Source organism: Salipiger sp. PrR007 (genome assembly GCF_010499845.1).
GTDB classification, from domain to species: Bacteria; Pseudomonadota; Alphaproteobacteria; order Rhodobacterales; family Rhodobacteraceae; genus Salipiger; species Salipiger pacificus_A.
On the sequence record NZ_JAAGOZ010000050.1, the window covers coordinates 83,603 to 100,971 of the forward strand.

Genomic DNA, 17,369 nt, shown 5'->3' on the forward strand with positions numbered 1-17,369 from the left:
CCAAAGATTGGGCAGAGCGCCCTTCAAGAGCGGCACCTTAGCGACTATTCGATGCGCGGCTTTGACAGGCTTCCGCGCCGAGGGTGCCTTACCTGGGCGCCGAGGTTGGCAAACCGCCGCGAGTCTTTCGCGGCAGCTGAAGACCCACGAAGAAAGGGCAAGAGCCGTACAATGACACTTGATCTCATCATCCGCGACGCGCGGCTTTCGGACGGTGCAGCGCCGGTCGATATCGGCCTCGCGCAGGGGCGGATCGCGACCATCGGGGCGGGCCTCGCCAGCGACGCGCCCACGCTCGATGCACAAGGTGGCCTGGTCTTCCGCGGCTTTGCCGACAGCCACCTGCACCTCGACAAGGCCTGCATTCTCGAGCGCGCGGTGAACCGGACCGGCGATCTCAAGGGGGCGCTGGCGGCAGTGACGGCAGCCAAAAGGGACTTCACCACCGAAGACGTCTACGCGCGCGGGGCGCGGGTTCTGGAGCAGGCGATCGGCCAAGGCACCACGCTGATCCGCACGCAGGTCGAGATCGATCCGGTGATCGGGCTCGCGGGCTTCGAGGCGGTCAGGCAGTTGAAGAGGGACTATTCCTGGGCGCTCGACCTGCAGATCTGCGTCTTCCCGCAAGAGGGCCTGCTGAATTATCCCGGCACCGAAGAGCTGCTGCGGGCGGCCTTGGCGGAGGGGGCAGACCTGCTCGGCGGCTGTCCCTATACCGACACCGACCCGGAGGGGCAGATTGCGCTGCTCTTCGAGATGGCGCGCGCGTTCGGTGTCGACCTTGATTTCCACCTCGATTTCGACCTCGACGCCAGCTGGCGGCATCTCGACGAGGTGGCCCGGCAGACCATCGCTTTTTGCATGCAGGGGCGCGTGGCAATCGGCCATGCGACCAAGCTGTCGATGCTTTCCCCCGCCGCGCTGGCGCAGAGCGTGGCGCTGCTGCAGGACGCGGGGATCGCGCTCACCGTCTTGCCGGCGACCGACCTTTTCATCACCGGACGCGGGCATGACCACGCGGTGCCGCGGGGCGTGGCGCCGGCGCATCGGTTCCACGCTGCTGGGGTGTGCTGCACCGTGGCGACCAACAACGTGCTCAACCCCTTTACCCCTTACGGCGATTGCTCGCTGCCGCGGATGGCCAACCTCTTTGCCAACGTCGCGCAGCTTGGCAGCGCCGAGGAGCTGACCGCCTGTTTCGAGATGGTCAGCAGCGATCCCTTCCGGCTTCTTGGCGTGTCCGACCGGATCGAGGTTGGCGGCCCGGCCGATCTGGTGCTGCTGCCCTGCGAGAGCCGCGCCTCTGCCGTGGCCGAGATCCGGCGGCCGGTCTGGGGATTGCGTGGGGGGCGGATGACGTTCGAAGCGCCCGCGCCGAGGATTTTGCGGCCCTGACAGCCGTTCGCTGGCCGCGCACGCCCCGGAGGCGTCGGCTCGGCTCCAAGCACGCTGGCCGCGCCCTCTCGTCATGCCTGCCTCCCCGCCGCTTGACACCCCCTGCCCCGAGGGTCACAAGGCGGCACGAGATATAACCCGCAACCGGGCGTTCCGTGGGCGCCAGACCGACGAGGAGACTAGGCCTATGAGCCAGATTTCCCTGACATTCCCCGATGGCAATGCGCGCGAATTCGACAAGGGCGTGACCCCTGCCGACGTGGCCACAGCCATTTCCAAGAGCCTTTCGAAAAAGGCGATCTCCGCCACCGTGAACGGCGCGCATTGGGACCTTCAGTGGCCCATCGAGGCCGACAGCACGATCGCGATCCACACGCTGCAGGACGAGGACCAGGCGCTCGAGCTGATCCGCCACGACCTTGCCCACGTGATGGCGCGCGCGGTGCAGGAGATCTGGCCCGACACCAAGGTCACCATCGGCCCGGTCACCGACCAAGGCTGGTTCTACGACTTCGACCGCGCCGAGCCCTTCACCCCAGAAGACCTCGGCCAGATCGAGGCGAAGATGAAAGAGATCATCAACGCCCGCGACGAGGTGAAGACCGAGATTTGGGACCGCGACCGCGCCCGCAAGTTCTATGAAGACAGCGGCGAGGGCTACAAGGTCGAGCTGGTGGACCGCATCCCGGCAGATGCGCCGATCCGCATGTACTGGCACGGCGACTGGCAGGATCTCTGCCGTGGCCCGCACCTTCAGAACACCGGCCAGCTGCCGTCGGATGCCTTCAAGCTGATGGGCGTCTCGGGCGCCTATTGGTTCGGCGACGTCTCGCGCCCGATGCTGCAGCGGATCACCGGCGTGGCCTTCCGCAACCGCGACGAGCTGAAGAAGTACCTCAACTTCCTCGAGGAAGCGGCCAAGCGCGACCACCGCAAGCTGGGCCGCGAGATGGATCTCTTCCACCTCCAGCCGGAAGCGCCGGGGCAGATCTTCTGGCATCCCAACGGCTGGAAAATCTACACCACGCTGCAGGACTACATGCGCCGCCGGCAGGAGCATGACGGCTACGTCGAAGTCAACACGCCGCAGGTCGTCGACCGCAAGCTCTGGGAGAAATCCGGGCACTGGGACAACTACCAAGAGAACATGTTCATCGTTGAAGTCGACGAAGAGCATGCCCGCGAGAAGGCGATCAACGCGCTCAAGCCGATGAACTGCCCCTGCCACGTGCAGGTGTTCAACCAGGGCCTGAAGTCCTACCGCGACCTGCCGCTGCGCATGGCCGAGTTCGGGTCGTGCAACCGCTACGAGCCCTCGGGCGCGCTGCACGGCATCATGCGGGTGCGCGGCTTCACCCAGGACGACGCGCATATCTTCTGCACCGACGATCAGATCGAGGCGGAAACCAAGAAGTTCATCGAGTTCCTCGCCTCGATCTACGCCGATCTGGGCTTCGAGAACTGGACGATCAAGCTCTCCACCCGCCCCGAGAAGCGCATCGGCTCGGACGAGAGCTGGGACCGCGTCGAAGCGGCGCTTGGCGATGCCTGCCGTGCCGCGGGCTACGAGTATGAGATCCAGGAGGGCGAAGGCGCCTTCTACGGTCCCAAGCTCGAGTTCACCCTGACCGATGCGATCGGCCGGGACTGGCAGTGCGGCACGCTGCAGGTCGATCCCAACCTGCCCGAGCGTCTTGACGCGAGCTTCATCGGCCAGGACGGCGAGAAGCACCGCCCGGTCATGCTGCACCGCGCCGTGCTGGGCTCCTTCGAGCGTTTCATCGGTATCCTGATCGAGGAACACGCCGGCAAGCTGCCCTTCTGGCTGGCGCCGCGGCAGGTCGTCGTCGCCTCGATCACCTCGGAGGCGGATGACTACGTGCTCGAGGTCGTCGCAGCGCTCAAGGCCGCCGGCGTGCGCGCCGAGGCCGACACGCGCAACGAGAAGATCAACTACAAGGTCCGCGAGCACTCGGTGGGCAAAGTGCCGGTGATCCTCGCCGTGGGCCACCGCGAGGTCGAAGAGCGCACCGTCACCGTGCGCCGTCTCGGCGAGAAGCAGACCGCGGTACAGAGCCTCGACGAGATCGTCGCTTCGCTGTCGCTGGACGCCACCGCGCCCGACCTGCGCTGAGCCGGGTTTCTTGCGAACAACAAAGCCCCGGGGGATCGCCCGGGGCTTTTTCTTTTTGACCGGGGTTTGGCAACGTCAGCCCGCCAGAGCCGCCTCGACGTCCTTGGTCCAGCCAAGATACATCGCCTCGCCCGCCACGATCAGCGGCCGCTTCATCAATGTCGGGTGGTTGGCAAGCAGATCTTTCGCCGGGCGCGCGCGCTGCGCCTCATCAAGCTCGCGCCATGTGGTCGAGCGGGTGTTCACCAGCTTGTCGCCGAATTCCGCAAGCGCGCTGTCGATCACCTCGCCGGGCACACCGTCGGCCCGGACGTCGCGAAACTCGGCCTCGGGCAGGGCTTTCAGCGCCTTTCGGCAGGTATCACACGTTTTCAGCCCGTATATCAGCATCCGCCATCTCCTTGAACTCTTGGGGCACTATTTATTGCCTAATGCCGCGACTGCGAAGCGTTTCTCTTGATTTTTGCAGGCACCGTGCAACTCTTGGCCCGTGACCTTCGATGATCAGAGCCGGAAAGCCTCGATTTTACCGCGTTTTCGACCGGGACAGGCATTCCTCCCGCTGAGAGGCGAATGTGACGCGGCGCCCGCATTACGGGTAGAAACAGGAAAGTTGGAAGGAGCACGGACACATGCCGAGCGGCACCGTGAAATGGTTCAATACCACCAAAGGCTACGGCTTCATCGCGCCCGAAGAGGGGGGCAAGGATGTCTTCGTTCATATCTCGGCCGTCGAACGTTCGGGGCTTACCGGCCTCGCGGACAATCAGAAAGTGAGCTACGAGCTCAAGGAAGGCCGCGATGGACGCATGATGGCGTCCGATCTGAAAACACTTTAATAACAAAATCTTACATCGCATGACCCCACCCCACCTGGGGTTGGGTCCCCGCGGGGGTGTACCCGCACACGTCAGCCCGTAGCGGGACTGGCGATAGCCGGCGTTGCAGTCCGGCGTGCAGTCATTGCGATTGCAAGCGCCGCGCCTCCTGCCCCGCCAGGCGGATCAGATCCGTCATGAAGGGTTTATCCAGATCCTCGGTGCGGGTCGCGGCGTAGAGGTGCCGGGTGATCCCCGCCTCGGTCAATGGCCGGGTGATGTAATCGGAATTGTATTTCACTTCGCGCACAACCCAATCGGGCAAAACCGCGACACCACGATTCGAGGCAACCAAAAGCAGAATCACTGCAGTCAGCTCGACTTGGCGAATCGCCGCCGGTTCGACCTTCGCCGGGGACAGCAATTGCGAGAATATATCGAGCCGCGCCCGATCCACCGGATAGGTGATCAGCGTCTCGCCGCGGAAGTCCTGCGCCTCGATCCAGGGCTTTCCGGCCAGCGGGTGCGAGGCCGCCGCGACGAAAACCGGGTGATACTCAAAGAGCGGCGTGAACGTGACGCCGGGCAGATCCTCGGGATCGGACGAGATCACCACGTCGACCTCTTCCTTCATCAGCGCCGGCAGCGCGTCGAAGGCGAGCCCCGGGCGGATGTCCACGTCGACATCGCCCCAGCTCTTGCGGAAGCTCTCGAGCACCGGGAACAGCCATTCGAAACAGGCATGACATTCGATGGCGATATGCAGCCGCCCGGCCGAGCCCGCGCGCAACCCGTCGAACTCGGCCATCGCTGCCTCGACCTGCGGCAGCACCTGGTCGGCGAGGCGCAGCAGGCGCAGACCCGCCGCCGAGAGCTTCATCGGCTTGGACCGGCGCACGAAGAGCTCGACCCCCGCCTGATCCTCGAGCCCCTTGATCTGGTGAGAGAGGGCCGATTGCGTTATGTTGAGCTGATCGGCCGCACGCGCGAGACCCCCGGCCTCGTGGATGGCCTTGATCGTGCGCAGGTGACGAAACTCGATATGCATCCCAGTGTTCGCCTCATGTTGTTCTTGAGAAGTATGAGTTTGTCTCACAAAGGTTCATGTGTCACAAGGACCGAAATCCAAACTCGGAGTCCCGGCCAATGACGCGCCCCGACATCTCTTTCGAATTCTTCCCGCCCCGCAACATCGAGGCGACCTTCCGGCTGTGGGACACGGTGCAGGCGCTCTCGCCGCTCGGTCCGCGCTTCGTGTCGGTCACCTATGGCGCCGGCGGTACCACCCGCGAGCTGACCCGTGACGTCGTCGCCACCCTGCACAAGAACTCCGGCCTCAAGGTCGCGGCGCATCTGACCTGCGTCGACGCGACCCGCGAGGAAACGCTGGCGATTGCGCGCCAGTTCAAGGAGGCCGGCGTGAACGACATCGTCGCGCTCCGCGGCGATCCGCCCAAGGGCGCCAGCGGCTTCACTCCCCACCCCGAGGGCTTCAACTCGTCCGTAGAGCTGATCGAGGCGCTGCGCGAGGCGGGCGACTTCACCATCCGCGTCGGGGCCTATCCCGACAAGCACCCCGAAGCGCCTTCGGCCACCGCCGATGTCGAGTACCTCAAGCGCAAGTTCGACGCCGGCGCGTCCGAGGCGCTGACCCAGTTCTTCTTCGAGGCCGAGAGCTTCTTCCGCTTCCGCGACGCCTGCGAGAAGGCCGGCATCGACAAGCCCATCGTGCCAGGCATCCTGCCGATCGAGAACTGGAAGGGCGCGCGCCGCTTCGCCGAAGCCACCAGCACCAAGATCCCCGCCTGGGTGATCGAGGCCTTCGAGAAGGCCGAGCGCGACGACCGGCAGGACCTGCTGGCGACAGCCATGTGCACCGAGCTCTGCAACGAGCTGCTGGAGGGCGGCGTCGAGAAGCTGCACTTCTACACGCTCAACCGCCCCGAGCTGACCCGCGACGTATGCCACGCGCTCGGCGTGGTGCCGGACAGCAAGCTCGAGAACGTGGCCTGAGCGCCCCCGGCGCACGATAAGGCCAAGATCACGCGATGTGCGCCGGTCCGTCGTTGCGGGCCGGCGTTGCTTTTTCTGCCCCCCGAAACCGTCGCACGCCGAGACGCGCGATGGCGTTGCCCACTTTCCGTCCAATCTCGGCATCTTAGATGTTTGTTGACGCCGCGCCTGTTCCCTTGCCGGGCGCCATCCGCTTAACTGGACCCGGGGCAGAGACGAAGGAACAAGACGTGCGGCTAGCGGTATTCACCGATCTCGATGGGACCCTGCTCGACCACGGCACCTATTCCTACGCCCCCGCGCGGCCCGCGCTCGATGCGCTCAAGAAGCGCGGCATCCCGCTCATCCTCGCCTCCTCCAAGACCGCCGCCGAGATCGGCCCCCTGCATCGCGAATTGGGCCTCGGTGACTGGCCCGCCATTGTCGAGAACGGCGCCGACCGGATCAGCCCCGGCGCCCTTTCGGAAGACGCAGCCGACTATCAGAAGCTCCGCGCCGCATTGGCCGAAGTGCCCGAGCACGCCCGCCTTTTCAGAGGCTTCGGCGACATGGATGCCGAGGAGGTGGCGCGGGTCACCGGCCTGTCTCTGGATTGCGCCGAACTGGCCCGCAAGCGGCGCTTCACCGAGCCCGGCCTCTGGTCTGGCAGCGAGGCCGAACAGGACGCCTTCCTTGCCGCGCTTGCGCAAACAGGCATCCACGCGCGCAAGGGCGGGCGCTTTCTCACCCTTTCCTTCGGCGGCACCAAGGCGCAGCAGATGGCGGGGATCCTGACCGACCTCGGCTGCGATACGTCCATCGCGCTCGGCGATGCGCCCAATGACATCGAGATGATCGAGGCCGCCACCCACGGCGTGATCATCCGCAACGACCATGGCAACGGCATCCCGCCCCTGCCCGGCGAGCAGACGGGACGTATCCGCCGCACCGCCCTGCCCGGCCCCGAGGGCTGGAACGCCGCCATCCTCCACCTACTTGCAGACCTCGGGCTTTAGGAGACCTCCGCCATGGCCGACTTCCACCAGAACGGCAATATCGCCCAGTTCCACAACCTGCGCTCGCGCCCGATCGAGGAGATGGTCTACGAGCTTGAAACCTACGCGCAGAGCCGAAAGATCTCGCTGATCCTGCCCTCGCTCTATTCCGAGCTAGAGGGCGACGCGCTTCCGGACATCCTCAAGGAACTGAGCAAGGTCACCTATCTGCACCGCATCGTCATCGGGCTCGACCGCGCGAACGAGGCGCAATACCGCCACGCCCGCCAGTTCTTTTCCATGCTGCCGCAGCAGACCACGGTGATCTGGAACGACAGCCCGCGGATGCAGCAGATCATGGGCAGGCTCGAGGAGCTCGGCCTCGCCCCGCAGGAGCCCGGCAAGGGCAAGAACGTCTGGGGCTGCATGGGCTATCTCATCTCCTGCGCCGACAGCGCCGTGATGGCGATCCACGACTGCGACATCGTCACCTACACGCGCGAGATGCTCGACCGGCTGGTCTACCCGGTGGCCAATCCGAGCTTCAGCTACCAGCTCTCCAAGGGCTACTACCCCCGCGTCGGCGGCGGCAAGCTGAACGGCCGGGTCACCCGCCTCTTGGTTTCTCCGCTGCTCATCGCGCTCAAGCGCACCATCGGGGATCGCGACTACATCGATTACCTGCGCGCCTTCCGTTACCCGCTTTCGGGCGAGATGGCGCTGCGCACCGGACTGCTGCCCGACCTGCGCATTCCCTCGGACTGGGGGCTGGAGATCGGCGTGCTGTCCGAAGCCTGGCGCAACCTTGGCCCGCGGCAGGTCTGCCAGGTCGAGATCGCCGACATCTACGACCACAAGCACCAGGACCTCTCGCCCGAGGACGCCAGCCAGGGGCTCTCGCGCATGTCGGTCGATATCTGCAAGGCGATTTTCCGCAAGCTCGCTGCCGACGGGACCGTGTTTATCCCGCATGTCTTCCGCACGCTCAAGGCCACCTACTACCGCTCGGCGCTCGACCTGCTCGAGGCCTATTCGGCGGATGCCAAGATGAACGGGCTGACCATCGACCGCCACGCCGAGGAACGCAGCATCGAAATGTTCGGCGAAAACATCGTCCGCGCCGGTCAGCTCTTCATCGAGAACCCGCAGGAGACACCCTTCATCCCGACGTGGAACCGGGTGCACTCGGCCGACCCCAGCCTGCTGGCAGACTTCCGCGCCGCCGTGGCCGCCGACGATGCCGAGTTCGGCTGACCGCCACAAGAACCTCACGTCACCGTGAACTCAAAAGCCCGCGACGTCGCGTCTCTCGCCGCGCCCTCACATTGACCTGACCCAACTCTCGTCCGAGTAACTGTTTTTTAGCCCTGCCCGCGCCGGTCCTCCCAGTTCCGGCCTCCCCGCGGGGCGCTTCTGATCAAAGGAGGAGAAGAATGGGTCTCATCGGGATCATTCTGTCGCTGGGCTTGCTGATGTACCTGGCATACCGCGGCATCAACGTGCTGATCCTAGCACCGCTTCTGGCCATGCTCGCCGTGCTGTTTTCGGGCGGTCTGCCGGTCATGGCCACCTATACGCAGGTCTTCATGCAGTCGCTCGGCGGCTACGTGATCACCTACTTCCCGCTGTTCCTGCTCGGCGCGATCTTCGGCAAGGTCATGGCCGACGGCGGTGCCGCGCGCACCATCGCCGAGAAAATCGTCGAATGGGTCGGCGGTGACCGCGCGATCCTCGCGGTCGTGCTCGCCTGCGGCGTGCTGACCTTTGGTGGCGTGTCGCTCTTCGTGGTGGCCTTCGCCATCTACCCGATCGCCAACGCGCTGTTCCGCCGCGCCGACGTGCCCAAGCGCCTGCTGCCCGCAGCCATCGCGCTCGGCTCGTTCACCTTCACCATGACCGCCTTCCCCGGCACCCCGGCGATCCAGAACGCGATCCCGATCCCGTTCTTCGGCACCAACGTCTTTGCCGCGCCTCTGCTTGGCACGCTGGCCGGCCTCATCATGCTCGGCGGCGGCACGCTCTGGCTGAGCCGCCGCGCCAAGGCCGCTCAGGCCCGGGGCGAAGGCTACGGCGTGCACGAGCGCACCGCCGCCGACAGCTCGCTGCCCGAGGATGCCAACATGCCCGGCTTCGGCGCGGCGATCCTGCCGGTGATCACAGTGATCGCGCTCAACGCGCTGCTCACCTACGTCGTCTTCCCGAACATGAACGCCGACTACCTCGCCGAAGCGCAGTACGGCGAGACCTCGCTGTCGCGCGTGGCGGGCATCTGGGCGATCATCATCTCGCTGGTCGTGTCGATCGTGCTGGCGCTGGCGCTGAACTGGCGCCGCTTCGCCGACGTCAAGGAGACGGTGAACAAGGGCACGATGGGTTCGCTGCTGCCGATCTTCAACACCGCCTCCGAGGTCGGCTATGGCGCGGTGATCGCCTCGCTGCCCGCCTTCGGGCTGATCCGCGACGCGGTTCTGGGGCTCTTCCCGAACAACCCGCTGGCCTCGCTGGCGGTGGCGGTGAACGTGCTTGCGGGGATCACCGGTTCGGCCTCGGGCGGCATGTCGATCGCGTTGAAGGCGCTCGGCGAGCAATTCGCCGCCATGGGTGCCGAACAGGGCATCAGCATGGAGCTGATGCACCGGGTCACGGCGCTGTCGTCGGGCGGCTTCGACGCGCTGCCGCACAACGGCGCGGTGATCACCCTCCTGGCGATCACCGGCATGACCCACAAGAAGAGCTACGCGGACATCTTCGTGGTGGCCGTGGCGATCCCGGTGGTGGCGACGATCACGGTGATCGTGCTCGGCTCGCTGGGTCTCTGACCCTCGCGGCACGGGAAACGCGAAACGGGGCGCCTCTGGGCGCCCCGTTTTCATACCGGCGCTTAGACCTCGCCCGCCTTGCGCCGCTTGCGCCGACCGTAGGTTGCGACCCGCCAGAGGTAGAGCCCGACGATCCCCACCACGACGGCCGTCGACACCGGGTCAAGCCAGCCTGCCACCAGCCCGTATTGCGCCTGTAGCAGGTAGCCCGCCATCGCGAGCACCGTCGTCCAGCTCACCGTGCCAACGGTGGTGAAGGCCAGGAAGCTCGCCATCGGCATCCGCGCCACACCGGCGGGGACCGAAATGAAGGTGCGCACGGTCGGGATGAGCCGCCCGATCAGCACCGCGCTGCCGCCATGACGGTCGAACCACGCGTTGGAGCGATCAAGATCTTCGGGCAGGATGGTCAGCCAACGTCCGTGCCGCGCCGCCAGCCGCTTCAGCCGCTGCGTGCCGAGCCGCCGTCCAATCCAGTACCAGAAGAGCGCGCCGGCAAGCGAGCCGAGCGAGCCCGCCACGATCACCGCAAGCAGGTGCTCGCGCCCCGCGGCCGCGTTGAACCCGCCGAGCGGCATGATGAGTTCGGAGGGGATGGGTGGGAAGACGTTCTCGAGGAACATCAGCACGGCGATGCCGATCGCCCCCACCGCGTCGACAAACCCCGAGATCCAGTCGAACATATCGCCCTCCGCTTGACGTCTGACAGCGCAACGCGCCCGCCCGCCGCCGGGTTCACGCGATCTGCGAGATAGGTCTCTCTAGCAGAGAAAGATATCACGAAAGACCCGCGCGCAGCGCCGCAGGGGCAGAGCCGCCTCTCGGCCTTCCATCGCCTGCCGCCCGCCAGTCCCTAGCCGCGGTTCGAGATCCATCGGCACTGGTAGGGTGCCAGCGAAACCGCCCCGGCCTCGATGGTCTCGCCCGACAAGAGGTCGATCCAATGTTCGTCAGCGATGAGGTTCAGCCCCTCGTGCGGGATCACCACCTCCTCGTCCGAGCAGTTGTGCAGCGCGAAGATCGACTGTGCCCGGTCCAAAGATTGCCGCCATAGCCCGAAGACCCGTTCGTCGAGATTGAGGGTGAACTGCGTGGCATTGGGATGGAAGCCCGCCTGCGCCGAGCGCTGGGCCAGCCGCTCCGAGAGCATCTCGAGCACCTGCGCGTGCACCGTCTCGGGATCGTCCAACAGGGCGTTGAGCTCCGCGTAATTCCAACGGTGGCGGTTGATCGCCCGGTTCATGCCGCGCCGCTGCACCGCCTCGATGTCATTCGGCGTTCCGAGCATCGAGTGGATGTAGAATGCCGGAATGCCTTCGAGCGACATGACGATGGTCTGCGAGCAGAGGAAGCGTGCGAGGTGGTTGTCGTCCTCGCCCTTGTAGGTCCTCGCCATGGCCGCGAAGAACGCGCAGTTGAGCTCGTAGACGCTCTCGCCGCCGCCGGGCAGCGAGCGCATCGAGGCAAGCCCGCCAAGCGCGCGCGCCGTGTCGATCACCCGGGCCACCTCTTCCGGCGGCAGCAGCCCCTCGGCGGGACGCATGCCGATGCCGTCGTGGCTGGCGGTGAAGTTGAGATAGGCGCAGCCAAGCGGCGCCGGCGGCATCGCCCGCTGCCAGTCGTTGAGGTATTTCGCCGTCCCCGCCATCATCGCGTGCAGCACAAGCGGCGGCAGCGGGAAGTTGTAGACCATATGCGCCTCGTTGCGGTTGCCGAAGTACGACAGGTTCTCGGCCTTGGGCACATTGGTCTCGGTCAGCAGGATGATGCTTTCGGTGGCGTAGTCGGCAAGCAGCCGCAACAGCCGGATCACCGCATGGGTCTGCGGCAAGTGGATGCAGTTGGTGCCGATCTCCTTCCACAGGAAGGCGACGGCATCGAGCCGGATGATCCGCACGCCCCTGTCGACGTGCAGGCGGATGATCCGCAGGATCTCCAAAAGCACCTCGGGGTTGCGGAAATCGAGGTCGATCTGGTCGTGGCTGAAGGTGCACCAGACGTGGCGCGTGCCCATCGCCGTCTCGACCTCCTGCAGCAGCGGCGTGGTGCGCGGCCGGACCACCATCGACAGGTCGTCCGAGGGCTCGGCCTCGAAGAAGAACCCGTCATAGGGTTTCTGCCCCTGACGGTAGGCGTTGAACCAGACCCCCTGCGAGGACACGTGGTTGAGCACCAGATCGGACATCAGGTGGAATTCGTCGCCGATGCGGGTGATGTCGACCCAGTCGCCAAGCTGCGGGTTCACCTTGCGATAGTCGGTAACCGCGAAGCCGTCATCCGAGGTGAAGGGGAAGAATGGCAGGATGTGCACCCCGTTCACCACCCCCTTCATACGCCGCAGCAGGAAGTCGTTCATCAGGTCGAGCGGCTTGTGGTTGCCGTCGATCAGGCTGTCGCCGTAGGTGATCAGCACCGCGTCTTTCTGCGACCAGAGGTTGTTGCCGGGTTTGCGCGGCTGTCGGCGGCGGCCCTTGGCTTCAGGCCAGAAGGCATCGATGACCTGGCTGGAAAGGATGTCGGCGTTGAGGTCGGGGTAGATGAAGTGGAGCAGTTCCGAAAGGCGGGCGCTGAAGGAGGTCTCGGTCATGAAAACGGGTCTCGACGGGTCCGGGTTGAGAGGACCGGAAGGCCAGGGACGGCACGGAATTCCGGGCACTTACCCTTGGGGTAAGCAATGAGCCCCGCTTTCACAAGAGTTTACTCCCCGCGCCTGGCCTCTTCGCTCTGCCCCGCTCCCCCGGCGGCCGGAGATTGGGCAGAGTTTCCGAAAGCGGCCCTGTCGCATCCTCGTGGAAACATGTCGCGCCAGCGCGACGCTTCGGCCCGATCTTGCCGCAGGATCGGGCTGCAATCCGCTTGACCTCGCCCGGCGCAGGCGGCAGCGATCTGTCCAGGCCTCAAATCCAGAAAAGAAACGCCCTCCCATGAGTTCCTCCTACGCCCTCACCGTGCACTGTCCCTCCACCCGCGGCATCGTCGCCGCCGTCGCCGGCTTCCTCGCCGAGCAGGGCTGCAACATCACCGACAGCGCCCAGTTCGACGACCTCGGCACCGGCAGCTTCTTCATGCGGGTGAGCTTCCGCAGTGAGACCGGCGCGGAGCTGGCCGAGCTCGAGGCCGCCTTTGCCGCGGTGGCCGAGGAGTTCGGCATGGAGTTCGCCTTCCACGATGAGGCCACCAAGATGAAGGTCGTGGTGATGGTTTCGCGCTTCGGGCATTGCCTGAACGACCTGCTCTACCGCTGCCGCATCGGCGCGCTGCCGATCGAGATCGTCGCGGTGATCTCCAACCACATGGACTACCAGAAGGTGGTGGTGAACGCCGATATCCCCTTCCACTGCATCAAGGTGACCCGCGAGAACAAGCCGCAGGCCGAGGCGGCGATCATGCAGGTGGTCGAGGAGTCGGGCGCCGAGCTGATCGTGCTCGCCCGCTACATGCAGATCCTCAGCGACGAGATGTGCCGCAAGATGTCGGGGCGGATCATCAACATCCACCACAGTTTCCTGCCGTCGTTCAAGGGCGCAAACCCCTACAAGCAGGCGTTCCAGCGCGGCGTGAAGCTGATCGGGGCGACCTCGCATTACGTCACTGCGGACCTCGACGAAGGCCCGATCATCGAGCAGGACACCGTGCGCGTCACCCACGCGCAATCGCCCGAGGACTACGTCTCGCTCGGCCGCGATGTCGAGGCACAGGTGCTGGCCCGCGCCATCCACGCCCATGCCCACCGCCGGGTGTTCCTCAACGGCGACAAGACCGTCGTCTTCCCCGCCTCGCCGGGCTCCTACAGCTCCGAGCGGATGGGCTGAGGGCTGTTGACCCCGGGGCCAGCCTTCGGCGCGCCCCCGGGGAACACCTGCCCGGAAATTCATTCGGCCTGCAGGTGCCAGGCGGGCGTTTTCGTAGCCGGCGCTGGGGGCGGCCAGCCTCGGGCTTTTGGAATACTGTCGTCACCATCCTGCCACCCCTACCCACCGTTTCAGGGTGTTGCATGTCATCGCAACAAGGCGTTTCCGGAATGACCGCAGCGATCGAACCTCTGTCCGTCTGGCGCAGGCTCAGGAGGTCTTTGGCATCCGCCGGGTGACCTTCTACCGGTGGGCAGCCGCCGGACAGATTCGCATCTATAAGAAGGGTGAGATTTCGCTGCTCAAAGTCTCGGAGATCGAGACATTCCTCGAAAGCCGTACCGAAGTGTTGCAAGACGTTGCGTCGCAATGCGCGAGCGCTTGGGGGGCTACTTCGGGGGGAATGCCGTAGAGGCAGACTTTCACTTTCCTGCCTTTTCAGCAACTTGGGCGGGAATATGGTGCACCTAAAGCGAGAAACTTCGAACCAGTTGATGGCCGAGCTGATGAAATGGCGAGAGTTACTCAGTTAATCAAAACGCTATCGCTACGTCCAAGCGCAGATCGCTTTCACACGATCGCTACAGCAAGCTGTCCAGTCTTCAAATAACCCTATCGCTATAGTCCCGTTAGCGCGGCAACCATGCGCCGTAGAACATGGCTGCCGCGCTCGAAGCACAGGCTATGGCCTAGGGAACGTCACTTAGGAGCCTGAGTGAATGTCTGCAAGAACAGCTCGCCGCGGAACCCAAACTGCTCCAGCCGTCGGGCAACCTCGGTAGGGCTCGATCCCACTGATGGTTCCCCAAGCTGTTTGCCAAACTCACGAAGTTTCTTCTTGAGACTTTCCAGCTTGGTCTTGTCAATGACCCTCATCCCAGAAACTAACTCGGCATCCGTGGCCAACTTTCTCGTTGGATGAATCATTACCGGAGTGCCGACTGAAGCTGGATAATGGAAGCGGAACCATTCCATTGACTGCCCTAACTGACCGGCTTCTGTCTTGGTGATCGAATCTCGCGTTTCGAGAACTTCATTTTTGCATTCAATGACAAGGAATGAAGAGTCCGCCAACGCCCACAGGTTGTCGGTCTTCCCCTTCTCTTTTTTCTCAGGACGATACGCAGCGATCCCAAGGAATGCAGCGAGATCATCAATCGCAGCCTCAAAGCGATCCGCGGTACCGGGAAGGAAACGCAAATCAGTGCACAACCCATTCACAAATAGATTCCGCTGCGTGGCATCTATGAATCTGGATTCATGAAATGCGATTAAGTTCGACGCCTGTTCCCGCGTGGCAGGTGCCAACTTTTTGTAGGGTGCGCCAGAGATGGGCTTCAAGACGGCATCATCAATGTCACGGGCAGCAGCAAGTGTCTTCTGAGCAGCCTCAGCATCAATCGGATGTTGGAATGCGGCTTTTCGAGCGAGTAGCCAAGCTTTGACCTGAGGATCAGTCTGAGCATTAACCGCCACGCTCACAGCGTCGACAGCTTCCTTTTGCCTTTCGTCGCGGGACAAATCAAACGCGCTACGAAGCGCAAGCTTCGTCTTATCCAAGCGAAGCTCATCATCTGCTTGCAGTTTCACAAGCGCTTTCCGGCTCAATGCAGTCCAGCCGGGATCCCTGTTTAGACACTGCCGGATCACGCCCGAGATCTCTTTTGCTGTGGGCGAATCCAACCGAGCCGCAATCTTGCGAGTAAGGGTCAGTTGCGCTTTCGTGGCTGGTGTCAGCATCTCCTGCCCCGCCTTTGAACGCAAATGGGATATCAGCCGCGAACCAATCAGCAGCACAGCACAGTGATCCTCATTTGAACGGACACCTCGCCCCATACCCTGTTCGATGCGCTCAATCTGCCGACGCAGGTTCACATCAGTGTCGCTCAAGAGATCACTGTCCAGATCGTCTACAAAGGCCGTCACCTCGGGAAGATCGACCACAGCGAGTACTCTGCAGGCGTCGCCCGGGAGATCGATACCGTCATAACGGTTCACAAGTACCACGAGACCAACATGGCCAGCGCGCAGCTCTTCCACTCCCTCAGAGACCTCGTCACCGATGAGAATCCTGTCCGCAACGGCCTCCCAGTCTTCTGACGCTTGCTTCGAGGGTACGATGACTACGACGTTGACTTCCTCCGAAAGCTCTTCGAGCAGCGCGCGAATATCTTCCCCCGGCAGATCGGTATTCAGTTCTTGGGGCATGAGGATCATCCGTTCGCCCATGGATTGAGACGAGGTTGGGACAATCGGCTTGCCGATATCGGCTGCTGACGCGCCAAAGTGGGTCGCTACAACACTATCATCAGCCATGGTCGCGGTCATGTAGATGCGACGTTTAGCGCGCCGGAACGAACGAACAAGATCAGTCGCTGGGAAGTGAGGCTCAATCTCGAGGCGTTGTCCGCCAATTACGCAGCGAGACTGGCGAAGCAAGCGACTGACAAACGGATAGACGTACTGGAAACTTTCGTCTTCACGATGGGCGTGGAGTGCGGTTAAAACTTCATCGTAGTGGGAATGCCAAGACCAGAACGGCACTTCCATGTGGGCACGAGGTTCTCCCGAAGACACTTCGAGAAATGCCGGTGCATCGCTTGCCTTCAAATCCTCTTCGAAAATTTCAATAATACTCTGATAGGCGTCATGAGTATTTTTAAACGAAGTTCGGAATTGCTGACTCAAGGTTGAAACACAAGCGTGCGCATCATCAACGACCACGGCACCAATCTTGAGGACACTTCTCCCAACACCAAAAACCGAACGTCCGTTAAACAATTTGTAGGCGTTTACAACGCAAATTGCCGAGCCGGTTGCATACGCCGAGTCTCGAGGGTCTTCGGTCGTCGCAATTCCAAGTGCTTCAGCCTCCGCCAAAACTTGGTCAGCAAGCTGCTTGTTTGGCGAGACCCAAAGGGCTGGTCCGGCGCCTTCGTTCAACGCGCTCTGCAGCATCAGAAGACCGACAAGGGTCTTCCCGCTGCCAACGTTCAACTTAACAACAATGTCACTCTCGTCCCGACGCTCGAACCATTTGTTCCAAACCTCCGTTTGGATGTCTCTCGGGAACGAAAACGCCGAACTACGCGGAAGCGTGAAGAAGATATCCCTTGGGTGAAGGACTGGTTCTTCCTCATCATCCAGCATGTCCGAAAAATCGATGGCCATCGAGCTTCGCCTCAACTCTTTGTTAACAACAGGTTATGCGTCGATATGGCTACCTTACCGTTATCGGGAACACCAGCCTCAACCACAACTTTTCCGAAAGGACGATTTTTTCACACAACTGAAGACGCCCGGCGCTTCGGGTGCGTTTGTCCCGCCGTTCAACCACGCTCGGCAACCTGTACGATCTGGTCGCG

At 63.3% G+C, this 17,369-nt stretch carries 14 protein-coding genes; 9 read left to right on the forward strand and 5 right to left on the reverse strand.

The genetic code is table 11. The annotated features are described in order from the left end of the window. Window positions 1-171 precede the first annotated feature (171 nt). Complete coding sequence (locus tag G0Q01_RS19440) at window positions 172-1,395, forward strand: amidohydrolase family protein (RefSeq protein ID WP_164191800.1); 1,224 nt, start codon at window positions 172-174, stop codon at window positions 1,393-1,395. A gap of 187 nt (window positions 1,396-1,582) precedes the next feature. Next, entirely contained in the window at window positions 1,583-3,529 is a 1,947-nt protein-coding gene (thrS, locus tag G0Q01_RS19445) for a threonine--tRNA ligase (protein ID WP_164213742.1), read from the forward strand. A 75-nt stretch (window positions 3,530-3,604) separates the two neighbouring features. On the opposite strand, the gene G0Q01_RS19450 is transcribed toward thrS, so the two are convergent. Next, entirely contained in the window at window positions 3,605-3,919 is a 315-nt protein-coding gene (locus G0Q01_RS19450; RefSeq protein WP_164191806.1) for an arsenate reductase family protein, read from the reverse strand. A 242-nt stretch (window positions 3,920-4,161) separates the two neighbouring features. Between G0Q01_RS19450 and G0Q01_RS19455 the strand changes: the two genes are divergently transcribed. Continuing rightward, window positions 4,162-4,368 (forward strand): cold-shock protein, encoded by a 207-nt coding sequence (locus G0Q01_RS19455; protein WP_008885598.1) that lies wholly within the window; start codon window positions 4,162-4,164, stop codon window positions 4,366-4,368. 121 nt (window positions 4,369-4,489) lie between these two features. Here the strand turns inward: G0Q01_RS19455 and G0Q01_RS19460 are convergent, their stop codons facing one another. Next, window positions 4,490-5,395 carry a LysR family transcriptional regulator gene (locus tag G0Q01_RS19460; protein WP_164191809.1) on the reverse strand — a complete coding sequence of 302 codons (906 nt, stop codon included), beginning with the start codon at window positions 5,393-5,395 and terminating at the stop codon, window positions 4,490-4,492. A 98-nt stretch (window positions 5,396-5,493) separates the two neighbouring features. Between G0Q01_RS19460 and metF the strand changes: the two genes are divergently transcribed. From metF to G0Q01_RS19480, 4 genes are all read left to right on the forward strand, one after another. Continuing rightward, the gene (gene metF, locus G0Q01_RS19465; RefSeq protein ID WP_164191813.1) at window positions 5,494-6,360 is read left to right on the forward strand and encodes a methylenetetrahydrofolate reductase [NAD(P)H]; all 867 of its coding nucleotides are present in this window, start codon (window positions 5,494-5,496) and stop codon (window positions 6,358-6,360) included. A gap of 230 nt (window positions 6,361-6,590) precedes the next feature. Further along, window positions 6,591-7,355: an HAD-IIB family hydrolase gene (locus G0Q01_RS19470; protein ID WP_370457187.1), complete on the forward strand. Its 765-nt coding sequence runs from the start codon at window positions 6,591-6,593 to the stop codon at window positions 7,353-7,355. 12 nt (window positions 7,356-7,367) lie between these two features. Next, the gene (locus G0Q01_RS19475; RefSeq protein ID WP_164213743.1) at window positions 7,368-8,588 is read left to right on the forward strand and encodes a glycosyl transferase; all 1,221 of its coding nucleotides are present in this window, start codon (window positions 7,368-7,370) and stop codon (window positions 8,586-8,588) included. A gap of 179 nt (window positions 8,589-8,767) precedes the next feature. Then, the gene (locus tag G0Q01_RS19480; protein ID WP_164213744.1) at window positions 8,768-10,153 is read left to right on the forward strand and encodes a GntP family permease; all 1,386 of its coding nucleotides are present in this window, start codon (window positions 8,768-8,770) and stop codon (window positions 10,151-10,153) included. A gap of 62 nt (window positions 10,154-10,215) precedes the next feature. Here the strand turns inward: G0Q01_RS19480 and G0Q01_RS19485 are convergent, their stop codons facing one another. Together G0Q01_RS19485 and G0Q01_RS19490 are read right to left on the reverse strand one after the other, a co-directional pair. Then, on the reverse strand, window positions 10,216-10,836 hold the full coding sequence (locus G0Q01_RS19485; RefSeq protein WP_164213745.1) for a DedA family protein: 621 nt from the start codon (window positions 10,834-10,836) through the stop codon (window positions 10,216-10,218). A gap of 170 nt (window positions 10,837-11,006) precedes the next feature. Then, window positions 11,007-12,740: a sugar phosphorylase gene (locus tag G0Q01_RS19490; protein ID WP_164213746.1), complete on the reverse strand. Its 1,734-nt coding sequence runs from the start codon at window positions 12,738-12,740 to the stop codon at window positions 11,007-11,009. 337 nt (window positions 12,741-13,077) lie between these two features. Here G0Q01_RS19490 and purU point away from each other — a divergent pair, with 337 nt between their 5' ends. Further along, window positions 13,078-13,965, forward strand: coding sequence for a formyltetrahydrofolate deformylase (gene purU / locus G0Q01_RS19495; protein ID WP_164191831.1), 888 nt, complete (start codon window positions 13,078-13,080; stop codon window positions 13,963-13,965). 175 nt (window positions 13,966-14,140) lie between these two features. Then, window positions 14,141-14,416 (forward strand): helix-turn-helix domain-containing protein, encoded by a 276-nt coding sequence (locus G0Q01_RS27380; protein ID WP_370457188.1) that lies wholly within the window; start codon window positions 14,141-14,143, stop codon window positions 14,414-14,416. A gap of 287 nt (window positions 14,417-14,703) precedes the next feature. On the opposite strand, the gene G0Q01_RS19505 is transcribed toward G0Q01_RS27380, so the two are convergent. Then, entirely contained in the window at window positions 14,704-17,175 is a 2,472-nt protein-coding gene (locus tag G0Q01_RS19505; protein ID WP_164213747.1) for a DEAD/DEAH box helicase, read from the reverse strand. Between the last annotated feature and the right edge of the window lie 194 nt (window positions 17,176-17,369).